Annotated in this window: 18 protein-coding genes; 8 read left to right on the top strand and 10 right to left on the bottom strand. The window is 32.4% G+C overall.

Annotated elements, in window-relative coordinates:
* Positions 1-3: 3 nt before the first annotated feature.
* Together hemN and IEV63_RS05040 are read right to left on the bottom strand one after the other, a co-directional pair.
* On the bottom strand, positions 4-1,356 hold the full coding sequence (gene hemN, locus IEV63_RS05035; protein ID WP_188405701.1) for an oxygen-independent coproporphyrinogen III oxidase: 1,353 nt from the start codon (positions 1,354-1,356) through the stop codon (positions 4-6).
* 168 nt (positions 1,357-1,524) lie between these two features.
* Positions 1,525-1,908 (bottom strand): DoxX family protein, encoded by a 384-nt coding sequence (locus IEV63_RS05040; RefSeq protein ID WP_229737184.1) that lies wholly within the window; start codon positions 1,906-1,908, stop codon positions 1,525-1,527.
* Between the two features lie 130 nt (positions 1,909-2,038).
* On the opposite strand from IEV63_RS05040, the gene IEV63_RS05045 reads away from it, so the two are divergent.
* Entirely contained in the window at positions 2,039-2,674 is a 636-nt protein-coding gene (locus tag IEV63_RS05045) for an SDR family oxidoreductase (RefSeq protein WP_188405702.1), read from the top strand.
* A 61-nt stretch (positions 2,675-2,735) separates the two neighbouring features.
* On the opposite strand, the gene IEV63_RS05050 is transcribed toward IEV63_RS05045, so the two are convergent.
* Positions 2,736-2,987, bottom strand: coding sequence for a type B 50S ribosomal protein L31 (locus tag IEV63_RS05050; protein ID WP_188405703.1), 252 nt, complete (start codon positions 2,985-2,987; stop codon positions 2,736-2,738).
* A gap of 360 nt (positions 2,988-3,347) precedes the next feature.
* Between IEV63_RS05050 and IEV63_RS05055 the strand changes: the two genes are divergently transcribed.
* The 6 genes from IEV63_RS05055 to IEV63_RS05080 all read left to right on the top strand — a co-directional run bounded on the left by IEV63_RS05055 (position 3,348) and on the right by IEV63_RS05080 (position 10,049).
* A complete protein-coding gene (locus tag IEV63_RS05055) occupies positions 3,348-3,665 on the top strand; it encodes a helix-turn-helix domain-containing protein (protein WP_373283717.1) in 318 nt (105 codons plus the stop codon).
* Between the two features lie 277 nt (positions 3,666-3,942).
* On the top strand, positions 3,943-4,464 hold the full coding sequence (locus IEV63_RS05060) for a DUF4199 domain-containing protein (RefSeq protein WP_188405704.1): 522 nt from the start codon (positions 3,943-3,945) through the stop codon (positions 4,462-4,464).
* A gap of 9 nt (positions 4,465-4,473) precedes the next feature.
* On the top strand, positions 4,474-5,442 hold the full coding sequence (locus tag IEV63_RS05065) for a glycosyltransferase family 2 protein (protein ID WP_188405818.1): 969 nt from the start codon (positions 4,474-4,476) through the stop codon (positions 5,440-5,442).
* Positions 5,442-7,160, top strand: coding sequence for a phospho-sugar mutase (locus tag IEV63_RS05070; protein ID WP_188405705.1), 1,719 nt, complete (start codon positions 5,442-5,444; stop codon positions 7,158-7,160). Before IEV63_RS05065 ends, IEV63_RS05070 begins: the two co-directional genes overlap by 1 nt.
* A gap of 21 nt (positions 7,161-7,181) precedes the next feature.
* A complete protein-coding gene (locus IEV63_RS05075) occupies positions 7,182-9,005 on the top strand; it encodes an ABC transporter ATP-binding protein (RefSeq protein WP_188405706.1) in 1,824 nt (607 codons plus the stop codon).
* Between the two features lie 111 nt (positions 9,006-9,116).
* Entirely contained in the window at positions 9,117-10,049 is a 933-nt protein-coding gene (locus tag IEV63_RS05080) for a peptidylprolyl isomerase (RefSeq protein ID WP_188405707.1), read from the top strand.
* Positions 10,050-10,161: 112 nt separating this feature from the next.
* Here the strand turns inward: IEV63_RS05080 and IEV63_RS05085 are convergent, their stop codons facing one another.
* The 3 genes from IEV63_RS05085 to IEV63_RS05095 all read right to left on the bottom strand — a co-directional run bounded on the left by IEV63_RS05085 (position 10,162) and on the right by IEV63_RS05095 (position 13,283).
* On the bottom strand, positions 10,162-10,920 hold the full coding sequence (locus tag IEV63_RS05085; RefSeq protein WP_308419933.1) for a LytR/AlgR family response regulator transcription factor: 759 nt from the start codon (positions 10,918-10,920) through the stop codon (positions 10,162-10,164).
* Between the two features lie 4 nt (positions 10,921-10,924).
* Entirely contained in the window at positions 10,925-11,944 is a 1,020-nt protein-coding gene (locus IEV63_RS05090) for a sensor histidine kinase (RefSeq protein WP_188405708.1), read from the bottom strand.
* A 214-nt stretch (positions 11,945-12,158) separates the two neighbouring features.
* Positions 12,159-13,283, bottom strand: a complete 1,125-nt coding sequence (locus IEV63_RS05095) for a THUMP domain-containing class I SAM-dependent RNA methyltransferase (protein ID WP_188405820.1) — start codon at positions 13,281-13,283, stop codon at positions 12,159-12,161.
* Positions 13,284-13,417: 134 nt separating this feature from the next.
* On the opposite strand from IEV63_RS05095, the gene IEV63_RS05100 reads away from it, so the two are divergent.
* Positions 13,418-14,095, top strand: a complete 678-nt coding sequence (locus tag IEV63_RS05100) for a ZIP family metal transporter (protein WP_188405709.1) — start codon at positions 13,418-13,420, stop codon at positions 14,093-14,095.
* Between the two features lie 649 nt (positions 14,096-14,744).
* Here IEV63_RS05100 and IEV63_RS05105 read toward each other — a convergent pair.
* The 4 genes from IEV63_RS05105 to IEV63_RS05120 all read right to left on the bottom strand — a co-directional run bounded on the left by IEV63_RS05105 (position 14,745) and on the right by IEV63_RS05120 (position 19,601).
* Complete coding sequence (locus tag IEV63_RS05105) at positions 14,745-15,752, bottom strand: glycosyltransferase family 4 protein (protein WP_188405710.1); 1,008 nt, start codon at positions 15,750-15,752, stop codon at positions 14,745-14,747.
* On the bottom strand, positions 15,724-17,145 hold the full coding sequence (locus IEV63_RS05110) for an O-antigen ligase family protein (protein WP_188405711.1): 1,422 nt from the start codon (positions 17,143-17,145) through the stop codon (positions 15,724-15,726). The genes IEV63_RS05105 and IEV63_RS05110 overlap by 29 nt, the downstream gene beginning before the upstream one ends.
* 19 nt (positions 17,146-17,164) lie before the next feature.
* On the bottom strand, positions 17,165-18,163 hold the full coding sequence (locus tag IEV63_RS05115) for an N-acetylneuraminate synthase family protein (protein WP_188405712.1): 999 nt from the start codon (positions 18,161-18,163) through the stop codon (positions 17,165-17,167).
* A gap of 343 nt (positions 18,164-18,506) precedes the next feature.
* Positions 18,507-19,601 (bottom strand): glycosyltransferase, encoded by a 1,095-nt coding sequence (locus IEV63_RS05120; RefSeq protein WP_188405713.1) that lies wholly within the window; start codon positions 19,599-19,601, stop codon positions 18,507-18,509.
* Positions 19,602-19,747 lie beyond the last annotated feature (146 nt).

Below are 19,747 nucleotides of genomic sequence, written 5' to 3' on the forward strand. Positions count from 1 at the left end.
AAATTAAATAGTCATTGAGAATAATTTGCGCTTTGGAGTACGTGCTTTCATTCGTAAATCGAATGCCATACAAACATTTCTAATAAATGTTTTACCTTCATCGAGAACTTTAATATGATTTGAACTAAGCTTAACTAAGTTATCTTTTTCCATCTCTTCTAAAGCAATTAAAACATCTCCCATTTGTATAGAATACATCTCATTTTTATTCCAACTTGTTTCAAATTTACACATTAAATTTAAAATATGTTGTCGTATTAATAAATCTTCTTTATTGAGCAAATGTCCACGAAAAACAGGAAGCTGATTGTTATTTAAATGTTTGTAATAATCTTCTAATTTTTTTTCATTTTGTGCAAAAGCATTCCACGAATCACTTATTGCAGAAACACCTAAGCCTATCATTTGTTTGGCTTGGGTTGTGGTATACCCCATAAAATTACGATGAAGGTTTTTATTTTTCATCGCCTTAAACAACGGATCTTTAGCCAGTGCAAAATGGTCCATTCCTATTTCAAAATACCCATTTGCTTCTAGTAATGCTTTGCCATATTCGTATTGTTTGCGTTTGTTTTCTGGACTTGGTAAATCTTGATCTTTAAAACCGCGTTGGCCATTTCCTTTAATCCAAGGCGTATGTGCATAACTATAAAAGGCAATGCGATCTGGTTTTAGTTCTACTGTTTTTTCTATGCTAAATTTAATGTCTTCAATGCTTTGAAAAGGTAGACCAAAAATTAAGTCGTGCCCAACAGAAGAATAGCCTATTTTGCGGGCTGTTTCTGTTGCTGTTTTTACATTGGTAAAGGGCTGAATTCGATTAATCGCTTTTTGAACTTTTGGGTTGTAATCTTGTATTCCATAACTCACTCTAGAAAAACCTAGCTGATATAATTCTTCTAAATGCGCTTCAGTAGTATTGTTAGGATGCCCTTCAAAACTAAATTCATAGTGGTTTGCTTTATAGGCTAAGTCGAAAATCCCATCAATTAATAAACGTAAATTAGACGGAGAAAAAAATGTAGGAGTGCCGCCACCTAAATGAATTTCTTCAACTATAGGCATAAAACCAAGAGTTTCTACATACAAACGCCATTCTTTTAATACAGCAGTAATATAAGGAGACTCAACCGAGTGTTGTTTGGTAATACGTTTGTTACAAGCGCAAAATGTGCACAAACTCTCACAAAATGGTAAGTGAATATATAAACTAATGGGTTTATTTTCTGAAACTGATTCTGTTAATGAAGAAATCCAACCCCACCTTGAAAACTGATTTTCTTCCCAATAAGGAACGGTAGGATAGCTTGTATATCGTGGCCCAGGTACGTTATATTTAGCGATTAAATTTTTCATCGACTCAACTTTTTAACAAAGGTAACCGACAAACCCTATAATTAAAATGACATCAATCAGTTACAAGTAAGATAATGCATTTTGTATATACACAAGAGCTTTTATACAACGAGAAGCTGAAGAAAAAGTCTAATTATATCAAAATTATTTTTCTATTTCAGTAGAAATTTAATTTTGTAAAACCAAAATAGCTAATGAAAGAATGAGCATGATAAATGCTGGAAGAGATTTTTTAGCTTCATCTTTTACTTTAATATGCATTCCTATAGCGCCAGCCATTAATACAATTATACCGATACAAGAAATACTAATAAATGTTGGATATGCAATTCCAATTATTAAACCTAAAGCAAACAAGACTTTTAAACCACCTACTACATACATCATATTTTCAGGTAAACCGTAGGTTTTAAATTCTTCTTTCATACTCGATGCATTTCCACCACGCCATGGGGTAGACTTGTTAAAACGGAGAAGCCAGACATTTAAAATAGTTATTGCTACGATTATTTGTAAGATACTTTGTAAAATATCAATATTTTCTAAATCCATAAGTATTGTTTTACTCCAAATATAGGTTTGATTATATCAAATAAGTCATTTATTAGTATATTTTAATCATATTTTAAAATTTTAAAATCTTTTTTGACGAAAGTGATGCTTATATTCAAAAAAATAATTTATGGAAAAAATTTTAGTTATCGGTGCCAACGGTGCCACAGGTAAACATATTGTTAAAATATTAAGTAATATCGACAGGTATCACATTAAAGCACTTATAAGAAGTGAAGAACAAAAAGAAAACTTCGACTGCAAAGCAATAGAATTTTATGTAGGTGATTTAGAAAAAGATTTTAACAAAGCTTTTGAAGAAGTTGATAAAGTAATTTTTGCAGCGGGTTCTGGTGGTTCAACTAGCGATAAAAAAACTATTGCTGTAGATCAAAATGGTGCTAAAAAAGCCATAGATTATGCAGTAGAATATCAACTTAAAAAGTTTGTCATGTTGAGTAGTATGGGTACAGAACATTCAGATAAAGTGAAAGGCTTAGAAGTTTATCTAAAAGCAAAAAAAGAAGCTGATGATTATTTAAAAAATCAGCGTATTGATTATAGTATATTACAACCGGGGACGCTAACCAAGTATGAAGCAAAACATAAAATTAAAAAAATTAAAGGAGTCGCTAATGGCAGTGTGTCTAGAGAAGATGTTGCTTATATTTTAGTTAAATGTTTAAACCAAAAAATTTGTAACAACAAAAGTTTTAGCTTTATTAATGGAACAGAACCTGTAGATGAAGTCCTCAGTGAGATTTAAATTTATAAAACAAAAAAATCCGCTTCAATTGAAGCGGATTTTAATTATATGAACCAAAAAATTACTTTTTGAATTTTTTGTATTTGTTTTTGAATTTATCAATTCTACCAGCAGAATCTACAAGCTTAGTCTTACCTGTGTAAAATGGATGAGAAGTTCTAGAAATTTCAAGTTTCATTAGTGGGTATTCAACACCTTCTACTTCAATTGTTTCTTTAGTCTCTACAGTAGATTTTGTTAAAAATACATCTTCGTTAGACATATCTTTAAATGCAACCATTCTATAGTTCTCAGGATGTATATTTTTTCTCATTGCGTTTATCTTTCAAATTTCAGTTTGCAAATGTAAATAAAACATACATACTAAACAATAAATTCAAAAAAATTTTAATCACTTAATTTTAAGCTTTAACTAATAAATATTCGTTTATAAAAAGGGATAAAAAAACCCAATTTTTTAAATTTAAAAAAAGCTTCAAATTGGCATAATAGGCTCAACATCTCAAAAATTATTTAAGTAAAAAAGATCATTAAAATTTGTTTGAATTTTATTTCTTCTGAAAAAGCATACTTAAATTAATGTAAGCTTTACTAAACCATCGTTTTCAAAAATAAGATTACCCTTTATTATAAAAAAATGTGCTTCGAGTTCTAAATTAACGCACTTGGACGTTTGGAAATAATTTTTAATGCTCCGACTGCTACAAAAGAAGGCGATGAAGCCGAAATTCTCTTGTTGATGATTAAAAACTATGAAAACGAACATTATACCATTGAATCACCTGATCCGATTGAAGCTATAAAAATCCGAATGGAAGAATTGAATATGCGTCAAAAAGATTTAGTGGGTGTAATTGGTGGTAAAAGTCGAATATCCGAGATATTAAATCGGAAAAAGAAACTGACAGTTGAAATGATTAGAGAATTGGAGCGAGTACTTCAAATTTCAGCTTCTGTTCTAGTGAACAACTATCAACTCATGAAAAAATAACAAAGGCTAACAGCGTATAACAAAAACCTGCCTTTGCTGGTCAGGCAGTTGACGAGATTTGTTTTTGAAACGAGAGTTTAGTGTACTTTTAGAAACTTAATTTTAAACCGAAATCCCTAAGCTTCGGGAACGCATTTTAAGTCGCCACTTATGTTAAGCGCGAACCGATTAGAAAAAAAAATATTCACAACAAACAGTAAGTCTTATCCATATAATTTTAATACAAGCCGTGTTTTCAAAATTTTGAAATTACTATATTTGTAGATTATTCTAAATTATGGAAAATAAAGAACAATTTAAGCAATTAGGCTTTAAATACGGTGGATTTTATGCCTTGCTCTATATTTTAATACTTGTTATCGAAGAGAGTTTTGCTTTAAAAAATCACATTGCGCTCAGCATTGGCGGACTTGTGCTTAGCTTTTTAATAGTTTGGCAAGCTACCAACGATTACAGAAATAACGGAGATGGCAGTATGGAACTTTCACAAGCACTTAAAATAGGATTAGCTATTGGCGTTATTGGTGGATTAGGTTACGCTATTTACATGTATTTAAATTATAGTTTTATCAACACTGAGTTTTTAGAAAAAGCACACGAAGAAATTCCGAAGGAATTGCAAAAACTAAAAGATAATGGTCAGATAAAAACAGACGAAGAAATTGAGATGGCTACAAAAACAGCTTATGTATTTGCATCGCCATTTATGCTTGCAACAATTGCACTAATTGGTCAATTAATTAAAACTTTTATATTTAGCTTAATTATTGGTTTAATAGGTCGTGGAAAAAGGCAATAAATGAAACCAATTCAACTTTCAATCGTTATTCCTTTGCTCAATGAAGCAGAATCTATCCAAGAATTGCATGAGTGGATTTCTTCCGTTTTAATTGAATCTAATTTTAGTTACGAAATTATTTTTATAGACGATGGTAGCACAGACAATTCTTGGACAATAATTAGCGATTTATGCAAAAAAAATGAGTTTGTAAAAGGAATTCGGTTTTTAAAAAACTATGGAAAATCACAAGCTTTACATGCGGGTTTTGAAGCTGTCCAAGGCGAAGTTGTAATCACCATGGATGCAGACCTGCAAGACAATCCTGAAGAAATTCCTGAACTTTATAACCTAATAAAAAATGAAGGATATCATTTAATATCGGGTTGGAAAAAAGTTCGTTATGATTCTTTTTTTGCTAAAAATTTACCTTCTAAACTCTTTAATGCGGTTGCACGAAAAACTTCAGGTTTACAACTACACGATTTTAATTGTGGGCTAAAAGCTTATCAAAAAGAAGTAGTTAAGCACATTAAAGTAACTGGAGAGATGCATCGCTATATTCCTGTGCTTGCTAAAAACGAAGGTTTTACTAAAATTAGCGAAAAAATAGTGCAACATCAAGCAAGAAAATACGGAGATACCAAATTTGGCTCCGAACGATTTATCAATGGATTTTTAGATTTAATCAACATCTGGTTTTTAAGTAAATTTGGCAAAAGACCCATGCATTTTTTTGGTGCTTGGGGTGTAGTTATGTTTAGTATTGGATTTTTAAGCGCAGCTTGGATTGGTGGTAGTAAACTTTACAAATTATACCATCAGGAGCCTGCCATTTTAGTGACTAATAACCCATGGTTTTATATCGCACTAAGTGCAATGTTAATGGGATTGTTGCTTTTTATAGCTGGATTTCTAGGAGAACTTATACTTTTGAATACTAACACAGGAAAAAATTATAAAATAAAATCAACTAACAATATTAAAAGTCATTTATAATGGAAGATATTCTTAAAAAAGCAAATTATTGGCTTTCTAGTTTTTTTGATGAACAAACCCAAAAAGACACGCAAAATTTAATTGATCATGATCCTAAAAATTTAGAAGAAAGTTTTTATCAGAATTTAGCATTTGGCACAGGTGGAATGCGCGGTATAATGGGTGTTGGCACCAATAGAATTAATAAATATACCCTAGGAAAAAACACGCAAGGCATATCAAATTACTTAAAGAAGTCTTTTCCAGACAAAAAGGAAATTAAAGTAGCTATCGCCTACGATTGCCGAAAAAACAGCGATATCTTGGCTAGAGTTGTAGCCAATGTTTTTGCAGCCAACGGCATAAAAGTACTTTTATTCTCAGAGTTAAGACCAACCCCACTCCTATCCTACACGGTTAAAAAATTTGGTTGCCAATGCGGAATTGTTCTAACTGCAAGCCATAACCCACCCGAGTACAATGGTTACAAAGTATATTGGGAAGATGGCGGTCAATTAGTTCCACCACAAGATGAAGAGATTATTGCTGAAATTGAAGCCCTTCAATTTGATGAAATTCAATTTAAAGGAAAAGAAGACTTAATTCAGTTAATAGACCAAGAAGCAGACCAGGTTTATATGGAAGAATCCGTTGCCAATGGAACATTTAATGTTCCTGCAAAAGATCGCGAAAACCTAAACATTTGCTTTACTTCACTCCATGGAACATCCATTAAATTAGTACCGCCTATCTTAGAAAAAGCCGGATTTACGCAAGTGCATATCGTTGAAGAACAAGCTGAGCCCGATGGGAATTTTCCAACTGTAAAATCGCCAAATCCTGAAGAACCTCAGGCCTTGAGTATGGCTATAGAACTGGCCAAACAAAAGGGAAGTGATATTGTAATAGGTACAGACCCAGATGGCGACCGATTAGGGATTGCTGTACGAAATGAAAACAACGAAATCGAGTTGCTTAATGGTAATCAAACCATGGTACTTATGACCTGGTTTTTATTGGAAAAATGGAAACAAAAAGAACAACTAACAGGAAAAGAGTTTGTTGCATCTACAATTGTTTCTACCCCAATGATGAAGATTTTAACCGAAAGTTACGGCGTAACATATAAAGAAGGGCTTACTGGTTTTAAATGGATTGCTAAATTAATAAAAGACCATCCAGAACTCAATTTTATTGGCGGTGGCGAAGAGAGCTTTGGTTATATGGTAGGTGATTTTGTTAGAGATAAAGATGCCAACACTTCCATAGTATTAGCTTGCGAGATGGCAGCTGAATTAAAAGCTAAAGGAAAAACTTTAATCAGTAAGTTAAAAGAACTTTATGTTGAACATGGCTATTACCAAGAACATTTAGTTGCTTTGGTGAAAAAAGGCCTAGATGGCGCAGAAGAAATCAAACAAAAAATGATTGATTTACGGAAGAATCCATTATCGGAAATCAATGGTGAAAAAGTGGTTTTAGTTGAAGATTATGCTACTTCTGAAGCTACTAATTTTCAAGAAAATAAATCTTACTCCATTAACATTCCAAAGTCTAATGTTTTAATTTATTATACTGAAAAAGGAACCAAGGTAGCAGCAAGGCCAAGTGGTACAGAGCCTAAAATTAAATTCTATATAAGTGTAAATACCACATTACAAACAGTTGAAGAGTTTAGTGCTAAAAAAGTAGAAGCAGAAAAAAAGATTAATCATATTTTAGAAGAAATGGGAGTTTAAAAGCTTCAGAAAATAGAATACATGAACTATTTTAAGAAAATTCTTCGTTTTGCGAAGCCTTACAAATCCTATGCAATTTTAAACATTGTTTCTAATGTATTTTTTGCATTGTTCAGCACGCTATCCATGCTGTCTCTTTTTCCTTTGCTAAAAGTTTTATTTGGAGAAGATGAACCAGTAAATGTGCAACCTACTTGGCAAGGATTCGATCAATCTAAAACCTATATCGAAGATTCACTTAATTATTTTGTTACACAAAAAGCAGAACAGGGCGTAGATGATGTCTTGATTTATATGGTAGGACTTGTCATCAGTATGTTTTTAATGAAAAACATATTTAATTATTTAGCCATGTATTTTATAACTTTTCTTAGAAATGGTGTGCTAAAAGATGTGCGAAATGCCATGTACAAGAAAACGGTAGAGTTGCCACTTTCCCATTATTCAGAAAAACGAAAAGGCGACACCATTGCTCGTATTACCAGCGATGTACTAGAAGTGCAACATTCATTTTTATCTATTTTAGAGTTGGTTGTTCGAGAACCGCTTACTATTTTATTTACCATTGGTGCAATGGTTTACATTAGTTGGGAGCTAACCATATTTGTGTTTATTTTTATTCCTGTCTCTGGATTTATTATATCTAGAATTGGAAAATCTTTAAAAAAGAAATCCGATCGTGTTCAAAAAGAACAAGGCATGTTTTTGTCTATTTTGGAAGAAACATTAGGAGGACTAAAAATTATTAAAGGCTTTAATGCAGAAGGTATTTTCAACAGAAAATTCAAATCTTCTACACAAGAATTTTACAATTTTTCAAACAAATTGTTGAATCGTCAAAATTTGGCTTCACCTACTAGTGAATTCTTAGGCATTGGTGTAATTGCCATTTTGTTATGGTATGGTGGCCGGATGGTTTTAATCGATGGAACACTCGAAGCCAGTATGTTTATTGCATATATGGGACTTTCCTATCAAATTTTAACACCAGCAAAAGCCATTTCTAAAGCTTCGTATAGCGTTAAAAAAGGAAACGCAGCGGCCGAACGTATTTTAGAAATCTTAGAAACCAAAAACGAAATTGAAGATTTACCCCATGCGATTGAAAAAAATAAATTCAATTCAACTATCGAAATCAACAACATCAACTTTAAGTATGAAGATGATTATGTGTTGAAGAATTTTTCTGTGAAAATTCCGAAAGGTAAAACGCTTGCTTTAGTAGGTCAATCTGGAAGTGGAAAATCTACCATTGCTAACTTGCTTACGCGTTTTTATGAAGTTAATGAAGGCGAAATTAAAATCGATGAACTTCCTATAAAACAAATGAAACTACAAAGCTTACGCGGCTTAATGGGTTTGGTTACTCAAGATTCGATTTTATTTAACGATAGCATTCGAGAAAACTTAAAGCTTGGAAAAGAAAATGCAAGCGATGAAGAGTTGATAGATGCTTTAAAAATAGCCAATGCCTACGATTTTGTAATGCAATTACCCAAAGGTTTAGAAACGAATATTGGAGACAGTGGAAACAAACTAAGTGGTGGACAAAAACAACGAATTTCGATTGCTAGAGCAGTGCTTAAAAATCCACCGATTATGATTTTAGATGAAGCCACTTCTGCACTCGATACCGAAAGTGAACGCTTGGTTCAAGAAGCCTTAGAAAACATGATGAAAAACCGAACTTCGGTGGTTATTGCGCATCGACTTTCAACCATTCAAAATGCAGATGAAATTATTGTTTTACATCAGGGAGAAATTGTAGAACAAGGCAATCATCAGGATTTAATTGCAAAAAATGGCACTTACAAGAAGTTAGTCGATATGCAGAACTTAAACTAACAACAGGCTAGCTTAAATCCACATTTAAAATTCAAAACAAAGCTTGTATAAGCAGTTCATAAGCTTGCACAATTCAATTTTAGCTTTATTTTTGTGCGAAAAACAAAAACAATGCAAGACGGAATTTACGCCCATTTTCATACTACAAAAGGAAAAATCAGTATTCAACTTACCTATGAAAAAACACCGGGAACAGTTGGTAATTTTATTGGTTTAGCCGAAGGAAAGATTAAAAATAAGGCTAAAGCACTTGGTGAAGCCTATTATGACGGATTGATTTTTCATAGAGTTATTCCTGATTTTATGATACAGGGTGGCGATCCTAAAGGCAATGGAACAGGAAACCCAGGCTATCAATTTGAAGATGAATTTCATCCTGATTTAAAACACAACCGACCAGGCGTGCTATCTATGGCAAATGCGGGTCCAGGCACCAACGGAAGTCAGTTTTTTATTACCCATAATGAAACACCTTGGTTAAATAACAAACACAGTGTTTTTGGCTTTGTAACAGAAGGACAAGATGTGGTAAATGCCATTGCACAAGGCGATGTAATTGAAAAGCTTGAAATAGAAAAAGTAGGAAAAGAAGCTGAAGCTTTTGATGCAGTACAAGAATTTAAAAAATTTACTCAGGCAAAAAAAGAAAGAGAAGCTAAAGCTAAACAAGAAAAAGAAGCTGAACTTGAAAAACTAAGTGCTGGTTTTAAACAGACTGAATCTGGTTTGCGCTACCAAATTATTCATGAAGGAGACGGAATTCGTGCAAAAAAAGGAAATATTGTAAAAGTACATTACAAAGGAAGCTTGCCCGACGGAAAAGTTTTCGATTCTTCCTATTCCAGAAAACAACCTATCGAATTTCCTTTAGGTATAGGACAAGTTATTGCGGGTTGGGATGAAGCTATTCAACTTTTAAATGTGGGTAGCAAGGCTAGATTAGTTATTCCCGCAGAATTGGGCTATGGCGATCGCGCAGTTGGTGGTGTTATTCCAGCTAATTCCATTTTGTTGTTTGATGTGGAATTGGTTAGCTTAAAATAAATTAATTTTTTTTTGAATTAAATCTTAGTTTTCAACTTATAATTTAAAATAAAACAAGCCACTAATGCATCATTTTAGTGGCTTTTGTTTGTCTCATAAACTTAAATTTTGACTAGCCTAACCAAGCCTTAAAATCTTTTACACGTTCTCTACTTACAATGAGTAATTCATCTAAATCCCTGTGCAATTTCAAAACTAATCTAGAATTAGAATAACTCAATATTTCTTTTATAGCTGAATGCTTTACAATATGTTTTCGACTAATTCTAAAAAACTGTTTAGGATTCAACTCAATCTCCAATTGGTCTAAAGCTGCATCAATTAAATACGAACGCGCATCTGTGTTGCGTAAATAAGTAGCTTTATTTTGACTGTAAAAGAGCTCTATTTCTTGTACAGTATAACTTTTTAAATGTTTTCCTACCCATACCGAAAAACGATCTTTATATTGATTTTGCTGAATTTGATTTTGTAAAAATGCTTGTAATTGTTGCAAATTAACTTGCTTATTAAGCTGTTGATTTTTAAATTTTTCTACAGCCGTATGCAATTCAAATTGATCTATAGGTTTTAATAAATAATCTATGCTATTAAGTTTAAATGCTCTTAAAGCATAGTCATCGAAAGCAGTTGTAAAAATTACAGAAGCATTTACTTTCACTTTTTCAAAAATTTCAAAAGATAAACCATCACCTAATTGAATATCTAAAAACAAAAGTTCTGGATACTGATGATTTGCAAACCAATCTACTGCTTCTTCAACTGAAGCTAACTTTGCTAAGCAATTTAAATCTTCATGCTTCAACAAGCGTTCTAACCTTCTAGCTGCAGCTTGTTCATCTTCAATAATTACACAATTTATTGGTTTCATATATTTATTTAAATAATAAAGGTAAATAAATTTTGAATGTATGCTGATTTTGTTCGATGTGAAGCTGTTGATTACTAACCAATTGGTAACGGTATTTTATATTTTGTAAACCAACTCCATTTCTTGTAGATAATTGCGTTTTAGGTTGAAGTGAATTTTCTATAATTAAATGGGTGTCATTTTTTAGAATACGAATCTTAAGTGGTTTCTGCTTGCTGATTGTGTTATGCTTCACTGCATTTTCTAACACCAATTGAAGCGATAACGGAATTAAATATAAATTTTGAGTCTCAAAGCTATCAATTTGCATTTGTACGCTGTCTTCAAAACGCATTTTCAATAAATCTACATAGCGCTTGGCAAAGTTTAATTCTTCTTGCAAGGCAACTCGACCTTTTTCTTTTTGTTCTAAAACATAACGGTAAATTTTTGAAAGTCCTGTGGTAAAATTTTGTGCATTGGTAGGATTTTCTTCAATTAATGAAGTTAGAACATTTAAACTATTGAACAAAAAATGCGGGTCTAATTGGTCTTTTACGGCTTGTAATTGAGCTTTTTGAACAGCAGCAATACTTGATTGTTCTTTAATTTTTGAATCCTTTAATTCCTTGTAAAAATAAAACAAATGAAAAATTAGCGTTATAATAAAAGCAATTAACATTGAAAAAATGTAGTTACTAATGTGTTCAATTTCTAAAAATTGAGTAAAATAATAATTTTCAATCCATACAATATGTACAACTCTAGCCAAAAAAAAGGATAAAGTTGAAATCAATACTGAGCCAATTACACCTTTAAAAATCATTTGCTTTGGTTGCTTTTTCCAAGCATCTTCGGTATTGATTATTTTAAAGAAGATAATGTTGGCTATCCCAATAATTGCTGCGTATAAATAATTGATTAGAATTGGTTTCCAACTCCACAAAAAGCTGTAATCAAACCCCGTAGAAGAAAAATTGATTAAATGGATTACCAAAGCAATGCCTATAGTAATAAATAAATACGTGAAAATTCTTTTTTGCATAATATTAATTTTATGTAAATATCATTCGCAATAAGCTAATCTAATTAAAGAATGTACCGAAATGTTGATTTTCTTAGATGAATTGTAATAATTTGGGAATGTAATAATTTAAAGATTTGGTAATTTGAAAAATGAAATACCTATACAAGGTAGCAGTGTAGCAATAATCTAATGAGACAATTTGATATGAGAGATTTGGTAATTGCACAGTAAATTATCGCCTGCTTCCTTCGTAGATATCATATTTTACCAGACGTGCTTCAATAGGACCGTTATACAATTTGATTTTTCGAGAGGGTTTTAATCCTACATTTTTAATGGCTTCAAGATTTCCGACTATCATCCAAGCTTGGGTTCCCGGATAATGTTGTTTTAGGGTGTCGCCTACTTTTCCATAAAATTCAGGGATGTTTATTTCTAAACGTTCGCCATAAGGTGGGTTTGAAACCATGTGTAAAGGACCTTGAACTTCTTTTTTAGAATTAAAAAAATCTTTAATTTCAATATCAATAAATTCATCTAAATTGGCATTTGCCACATTCTCAATCGCTTTCATTACTGCAGAAGGAGCTTTGTCGTAACCCATAATTTTAAAAGGAAAATCGCGTACTTTTTTCATCACCGAATCAACAATGGTGTTGTATAAATCTTGGTCCCAATCTTTCCATTGCATAAAAGCAAATTTTTTCCGGTTGATGTTAGGTGGAATGTTACAGGCCATCATAGCCGCTTCAATCAACAAAGTTCCACTTCCACACATGGGGTCCATAAAATTGGTTTTTCCATCCCAACCCGAAAGTTTTAACATACCAGCTGCCAGGACTTCATTGATAGGTGCAATATTGGTGTCGGTTTTATAACCTCGTTTAAATAAAGGATCGCCCGAAGAATCCAGCGAAAGCGAACAGAATTTTCGATCGATGTGAATATGAATATGAATATCGGCGGTTTTTGTATCTACATCCGGCCGATTTCCTGTTTTATTCCGCATCCGGTCTACAATAGCGTCTTTGGTTTTAAATACTGCAAATTGCGTATGATTAAATAAATCTGAAAAAACCGACGAATGAATTACAATGCTTTGATTTTCGCCGATAATTTTTTCCCAAGCCAAATCATAAACTTGATGATATAAATCGTCTACACTTTCAATTTTAAATTGTTTGATGGGCTTTAAAATATTAATCGCCGTGCTTAAGTTAAGGTTTGCTTTGTATAAAAAACCTAAATCTCCTACAAATTGAACCGATCGGTTTCCTTTTTTAATGTGCATTGCACCAAGCATCTGCAGTTCTTTTTCTAGCACATCTTCTAATCCAAATTGTGTGCGCGCAAGCATTTTAAAATTATTTCCCATCAATAAATCTGTTTTAAACTTCAAAAATACATTAATTTTGCACTTTTATAAGCCTACATCAATTTAAAGTGAAGCTACTTTGCTGGGTGTATATAAAATAATTTCCGTTTAATACTATGAATATATTACTTCCTATTCTTGCTGTATTTGCTGGTTTTGGTATTGCTTACTTCATAAAATACCAGGCTAATACCATCAATCTTTTGTTGGCCTTTAGTGGTTCTTTTTTATTGTCGATTACGGTGTTGGAATTTATTCCCCATGTATATAGAAATACAGAAATTTCGGTGGGAATATTTATAATGGCGGGAATTATCTTGCAGCTAGTGCTCGAATTTCTCTCAGGTGGAGCTGAGCATGGACATTTACATCAGGAAAAAATGGAAAATCACTTTCCTTGGGTGTTGTTTATCAGTTTATGTGTACATGCTTTGTTTGAAGGTTTTCCAATAAGTCATACCTCATCTTTACTCTTAGCTGTGGTGGTACATAAAATTCCCGTTGCAATAATTATTAGTAGTTTTTTGTTTAAAGCGAACTTATCGACTTTTAAAATTACAGGGTTTTTAGTCTTGTTTGGATTAATGACTCCACTGGGAAGTTATATTGGAGAATACACCGATTTTTTAAAGGACTATGCCGTTTACATCGATGCCATTGTAATTGGAATTTTCTTACACATCTCTACCACTATTTTATTTGAATCTTCTAAAAATCATCGATTTAATGCTTCTAAATTTATCGTGATTTTAATTGGAATTGCAGTAGCCTATTTTCTAGGACATGGACATTAGGTTAATTTGAAAATGTGTTAATTTGATGATTTGAAGATGGAGTGGTTTGGAAATTTGATGATTTGGGGTTGATGATTTTGGATTGATGATTTTGGATTGGTGATTTTGGATTGGTGATTTATTGCATTGTTTATATTAAGCCCTAATACTCCCTAAGTATCCCCTAAATACATCCCTAGTATGTCCTAAGTATTGCCATAGAGTTAATGACTTATATTGTATTGAATTTATGGTGAGTTTTCGTTCTTTTCCTATTTAGGTAGTGTATTAAAAATTGAAATCTCATCTGCAAAGATTTTAGTGATTTTTTTTTCTTCCTAGAGCGTTTCTTATATGGTTCACGGAAAGTTCGCTAAGGTCTTGGGTTATCTCACAAAGACAAACAAGACTTTGAGTTGAAAATTTTCACGCAAAAGCGCAAAGACGCAAAAGGCTTTGAATTAAAAGATTTTCGCTATAAGCTGCTAAGGCTAGATAGTTGGTAGTTATTAGTTGGTAGTTCGTAGTTGGTAATTTTTTTTTGTATTGTTTTAAAACAAATGTATTATCATGAGATTCCGTATAAATTTGTTTGAAAATTATACAGAATGATAAATGATAGGCTTTAAGAAGGCTTACCTTTATTAAATATGATTTAAGATTGTGGTTTTTATTGAAGAATTTCTAGCCATTGATGCTTTACAGTTTGCCAATCGAATGCTTCTACTTTTTTGCGACCTTTGATAGAAAGTTCTTCAACTTTAGCTGGAGATTCAAGTAATTCTGTTATTGCATTAGTCATAGCCATTACATTATTTGGTGGAACTAATAAAGCTTCATCTTCCTTTAGCAAATAAGGTATTCCACCTACATTCGTAGTCACTACAGGTAAACCTAGCGCCATGGCTTCTATAACACTTACTGGGGTATTGTCTACATTAGTGGTATTGATGAATATATCGAAGTCTTTAGCATATGCTAGCCAATCTTCTTTTGGCATTCCGCCCGTAAATGTGACTGGTAAATTATTTGCTTTTGCAAAAGCTTTGCATTGGTCTATGGAATCATCCTTAAATGGGCCGATCATACTTAAGTTGGCTTTGGGATAGGTTTGTACTATTTCTTTTAAGACTTTAAGTGCTAATAGAGGATTGTATATATGAGCAAAGGAACGCACATACAATAAGTTAGGTTCAGCTTTTTTACGAAGTTGAAAAGGGTATTTTTCAATTTCAATGGTGTTGGGTATAAATTTTAGGTTTTTAAAACCTGCTTTTTGAAAAGCTTCCAATAAATAATGAGATGGGGCTATGTTTAGGTAAGCCTTGCCAAATAAATGTTGACACAACTTAGGATTGTTTTTTAAACGGTCTGGTAGGTTACCGCCTCTGAGTATGGGTATATATTTTAATTTAAATATCCTTGATAAAACACTAGATGTGTAAGAAAACCAAAAACCAGTTGTAGAATAGGTATCAATTAAAATATAATTTATCTCTGATTTAAAACGTAGAATATACCACCACATATCAACTAACCTTAATAACTGATTTTGAAGAGATGAAGCCTTTATTACTTTAAAAGACTCATTTTCTAACCAATTTCCTAAAGTTTCAATAGAAGTAGGAGTGTTTCCTTTTGTAGCAAGTTTATTGCCTAGATAAAGTAAGGTTTTCATTTTTAAATGATTTGTTGGATGCAGCAACTCCTACTTTTTTCTTTTTCTTTCTATATTGAATGTTTAACATAGCAAAGCCATACATGAATCCTGGAGCTGCAATTCGCATAGCAGAATGGTTAATAGTAGCCCCCCAAAAAATCAATAATGAAATCATGAATAAGTTTTGAGGATTTTTTAAAAATCGAAAAGCAGGGATAAGCAATAATACTAAAATACCAACCAGACCAAAACTACCATGTTCTGATAACATTCGTGTTAACTCGTTGTGCGATGCGGCCGCTTCTTCATTTTCTAGTCGGGCATACTTACCAATACCTACACCCACTCCAAAAATAGGATTTTCACTAAAATTATTAAATTCAGTTTCAATAAGATCAAATCTGCCCGCTGAAGCATCTTCTTTTTGTATACCCCTCGCATTTTTATTGGTATATCTGTTTGCTAATTGATTATTAGTCTGTACTAATGTATAGGACCAAACTAAAATAGCACCCAAAACTAACAGCCCTAATTTTGGAACTAATTTTAACTTCGATTTTGCTGGAGCATAAAAAGCATATAAAACTAAAAACACAACAAACATTAGAATTGCAACAACAACTCCTCCCCTAGACAATGTGGCTAATGCACGATAGGATATGGCTGCTAAAATTAGCATCATAATTAGTTGAACTAATTGGTTTCTATAAGGAACAATTAAACGGATTAAAAGAATAAAAATGCCTATACCTAAAGTGGTTGAAACTTGATTAGGACCAAAACCACCAGATGCTGCAAAATTAGATTGGGAACCTATAATAACTGCTTTTAAGTCTGGAGTATATAAAAATAAGTAGGTAGTCATAGTAATTACAGGAAGTACTATAATATTTAATATTCCTAAAAAGCGTTTTAATGATATCTTTAAATCGTAACAATATAATGTGGTTACAACCAATGAAAAGGGACCACTTAAATTAAACAATACAAATTTACGAAAGCTGTCTTCTAAATGAATAGACTGATAGGTAAAGTAAATGGAAGGAATTAAAGCCAAAAAATAAATTAAAATAGGAAGCCCTTTCAGTTTAAAACTATGAAAATACATCCCCAATAAAAAAAATAATATAACGGCGTATTTTCCAGACTCATAAAACACCATACCATTAGTCATCCGTAAAAAAACTTCTACAGCCATGATATAAGCTGCAGCTTCTATGGGAACAAATTTATCCTTTTGGTTTTTTATTATTTTAAAAATGTAATATGCTAAAATACCAAGTAAATAGATTAGTGATAAAAATTTAAAAGAATAAATTAATATTCCAATCAATACATGGAAAATAACAAAATTAAGATACATCACACGTGTGGGTTTCTTTAGTTTTTGTTTTAGATTTTTTTTAAGCATTTTTTATAAAGTTTAACCACTAATTTAGGTCAGTTTTATTTAAAAAACTCCAGGCATCCAAATCTCTATTTAGTTTCTTTCCGATTACAGATAAATAATTTGAAGCATCAATACCCTTATTTTTCGGTTTTTTGGCTTCTAAATCTTCAAAACGCAATATATGCCCTTTAGGCAAGTATTTATTGACCGCTAAAGATTTTTCAAAAATAGCTTTTAAGCTTGAAAATTCGTAATGATTAGCTTTATCTATTGGATTTTTTAAGGCAGTACAAATTGTTTGAGTTGCTTTTACTAAAGCTGATGTTTCTTCTAAAGTTAAAGAAGCATTTACATCGGGACCAAACATTTGTTTATGAAAAACCACGTGAAATTCTAAGATTTCAGCTCCTAATGCCGTGGCAGCAATTCCAGCAGCAGTAGTGCCAGAATGATCTGAGAATCCAATTTTTAGATCAGGATAACGCTGATGAAGCTCTGTAATTACATTCAATCCATATTGTTCAGGTTGTGTTGGATAAGCGGTGGTACATTGCAAAATGCTTAAATCTACTTTCCGTTCTAAAAGAAATTGCACTGCCGCATCCAATTCAGTATAAGAACTCATACCACTCGAAATAATAACGGATTTTTGAGTTTGGGCTACTTTTTCTAACAAAAGAAAATTGGTGACTTCACCACTCCCTATTTTATACTTTTCAACCCCCGCTTCTTCCAATACATCTACTGCTGCATTAGAAAATGGACTGCTAATAAAGTCTAAACCTTTTGATTTGGTATACTCACCAATTTTATTCCATTGCTCTTGGGTAAACGACATGCGCTCCCAATATTCATACCTGGTTAGATCTTGTTTCGAAAATTTCACCCGAAAAGGTTCAAATTCGCTACTTTCTGCATGGGCAATATGCGTTTGAAATTTGATGGCATCTACTCCAGTTTTAGCTACAGCATCAACGTAGGCGTATAGCATTCCTAAACTGCCATCATGGGCTTGTCCTATTTCAGCGATTAAATACATTTGTTTTGTTTTTTGTGATTAGTGAACCCTTCGACATGCTCAGGATAAATATTGAATCGTGTTGGGTTTTTGTTTACGGTTATCTAGTTTCAGATTTCCTTATAGCTCGTGGCTTTTAGCTTTTAGCTCTTAGACCGTGTTCAAGGTGAATCGTGAACTGTGAACTGTGAACCCTTCGACATGCTCAGGGTAAATAGTGAATTGTGTTGGGTTTCTGTTTACGGTTATCTGTTTTCAGTTGTTTTTTGTAGCTTATTGCCTGTATATATTGACTCTTTGAACTAAGCTCAAGGTGAACTTGATAGTTATCTTTGATCTTTTCTCTTTTTAGCTACTATTGACTTTAAATTACCGAACTATATACCTGAATTACTTGTTCTATTATTGTATTTGGATTAAATTCATTATTTACTTTTTCATGTAAAGCTTGTGCATCTTTTTCAGCTTCAATAGGATTTTCTATATAAAACTGAATGGCTTCAGCTAAAGCTGTAGCATCGTTTGGGGCTACTAACTTACCGTAGTTTCCTATCACTTCAGCGCACTGTCCCACATCAGTAACTACTACCGGTTTTTTTGCCATAGCATATTCAATTAATGCCATGGGTAGTGCTTCAACATCTGATGACAAAACAGCAATTTTAGATTGATTAACAATATTGCTTACGTCTGAGCGTTGACCTAAGATTAAAACTTCTTGAGTTAAAGATGAATTACTTATTAATTTCTTAAGCGATTGAGCATATTCATCATTTTTATTGTCTCCAACTAAAACCAACTTCCAGCTTTTATAAGCATCATTGTTTTTAATAATTTTAAACGCATTGATTAGATTAAAATGGTTTTTGAGTTTTCTTAGATTAGCAACACATACTATACATGGCTCATTTAACTTAAAAGTTCCTGAAATATTTTGATTAGTATCTGCCGATACAAAATTATTGATGTGGCTAATCGAATTGATCTTTAAATTGGTTTTTGACCATTTAACCAAATCATTACTCACACAAAATACATGCGAAAAATATTTTGAAACTTGTATTAGTATTTTATTATTCAAATGTTTTGTTTCGTTTATTCGATTTCCATGGTGGTCGTGCCAGACTATTTTTAGGCTAGAATCCACTAATTTCAATAAAAAGGCGAAAAAAAAGGAACTCCCATGTGCATGAATTATGTTAACCTGATACTTGTTAATAAAATTCAATGTTTTCCTTAAAGCTACAAAGTCAAAAATTCTTTTTTTGTCACTGTAATAATATACCGTTTTTGTATTTAATAAGCTTCTTAAAACTCCTTCCTTTCGCGTACACACCAAACCTGAAAAGGCGACTTTTCCGGCTAAGGTATTAGCAAGATTTACAGCCATACGCTCTCCTCCTCCCGCGTCTAGCGAGTCGATGAGTTGGATCACTCGGATTGTATTCTTTTTGGGCATTTTTTTAGTTGTTGGTTTTCAGTTGTTGGTTGTCTTACCGATTCACTACGTTTATCGGGATTAATTCCCATGACTATCGATACATCGAGAGATTGGGCAGGCGATTACGCAATTATAAATTGCTATTTCATTAGAGTTGTTACTTA

Source organism: Psychroflexus salis, from assembly GCF_014640175.1.
GTDB lineage: Bacteria > Bacteroidota > Bacteroidia > Flavobacteriales > Flavobacteriaceae > Psychroflexus > Psychroflexus salis.

Bases quoted from the DNA above. Each gene is read 5' to 3' on its own strand.
- hemN (WP_188405701.1), bottom strand. From the start codon at position 1,356: ATGAAAAATTTAATCGCTAAATATAACGTACCTGGGCCACGATATACA.
- IEV63_RS05040 (WP_229737184.1), bottom strand. From the start codon at position 1,908: ATGGATTTAGAAAATATTGATATTTTACAAAGTATCTTACAAATAATC.
- IEV63_RS05045 (WP_188405702.1), top strand. From the start codon at position 2,039: ATGGAAAAAATTTTAGTTATCGGTGCCAACGGTGCCACAGGTAAACAT.
- IEV63_RS05050 (WP_188405703.1), bottom strand. From the start codon at position 2,987: ATGAGAAAAAATATACATCCTGAGAACTATAGAATGGTTGCATTTAAA.
- IEV63_RS05060 (WP_188405704.1), top strand. From the start codon at position 3,943: ATGGAAAATAAAGAACAATTTAAGCAATTAGGCTTTAAATACGGTGGA.
- IEV63_RS05070 (WP_188405705.1), top strand. From the start codon at position 5,442: ATGGAAGATATTCTTAAAAAAGCAAATTATTGGCTTTCTAGTTTTTTT.
- IEV63_RS05075 (WP_188405706.1), top strand. From the start codon at position 7,182: ATGAACTATTTTAAGAAAATTCTTCGTTTTGCGAAGCCTTACAAATCC.
- IEV63_RS05080 (WP_188405707.1), top strand. From the start codon at position 9,117: ATGCAAGACGGAATTTACGCCCATTTTCATACTACAAAAGGAAAAATC.
- IEV63_RS05085 (WP_308419933.1), bottom strand. From the start codon at position 10,920: ATGAAACCAATAAATTGTGTAATTATTGAAGATGAACAAGCTGCAGCT.
- IEV63_RS05090 (WP_188405708.1), bottom strand. From the start codon at position 11,944: ATGCAAAAAAGAATTTTCACGTATTTATTTATTACTATAGGCATTGCT.
- IEV63_RS05095 (WP_188405820.1), bottom strand. From the start codon at position 13,283: ATGCTTGCGCGCACACAATTTGGATTAGAAGATGTGCTAGAAAAAGAA.
- IEV63_RS05100 (WP_188405709.1), top strand. From the start codon at position 13,418: ATGAATATATTACTTCCTATTCTTGCTGTATTTGCTGGTTTTGGTATT.
- IEV63_RS05105 (WP_188405710.1), bottom strand. From the start codon at position 15,752: ATGAAAACCTTACTTTATCTAGGCAATAAACTTGCTACAAAAGGAAAC.
- IEV63_RS05110 (WP_188405711.1), bottom strand. From the start codon at position 17,145: ATGCTTAAAAAAAATCTAAAACAAAAACTAAAGAAACCCACACGTGTG.
- IEV63_RS05115 (WP_188405712.1), bottom strand. From the start codon at position 18,163: ATGTATTTAATCGCTGAAATAGGACAAGCCCATGATGGCAGTTTAGGA.
- IEV63_RS05120 (WP_188405713.1), bottom strand. From the start codon at position 19,601: ATGCCCAAAAAGAATACAATCCGAGTGATCCAACTCATCGACTCGCTA.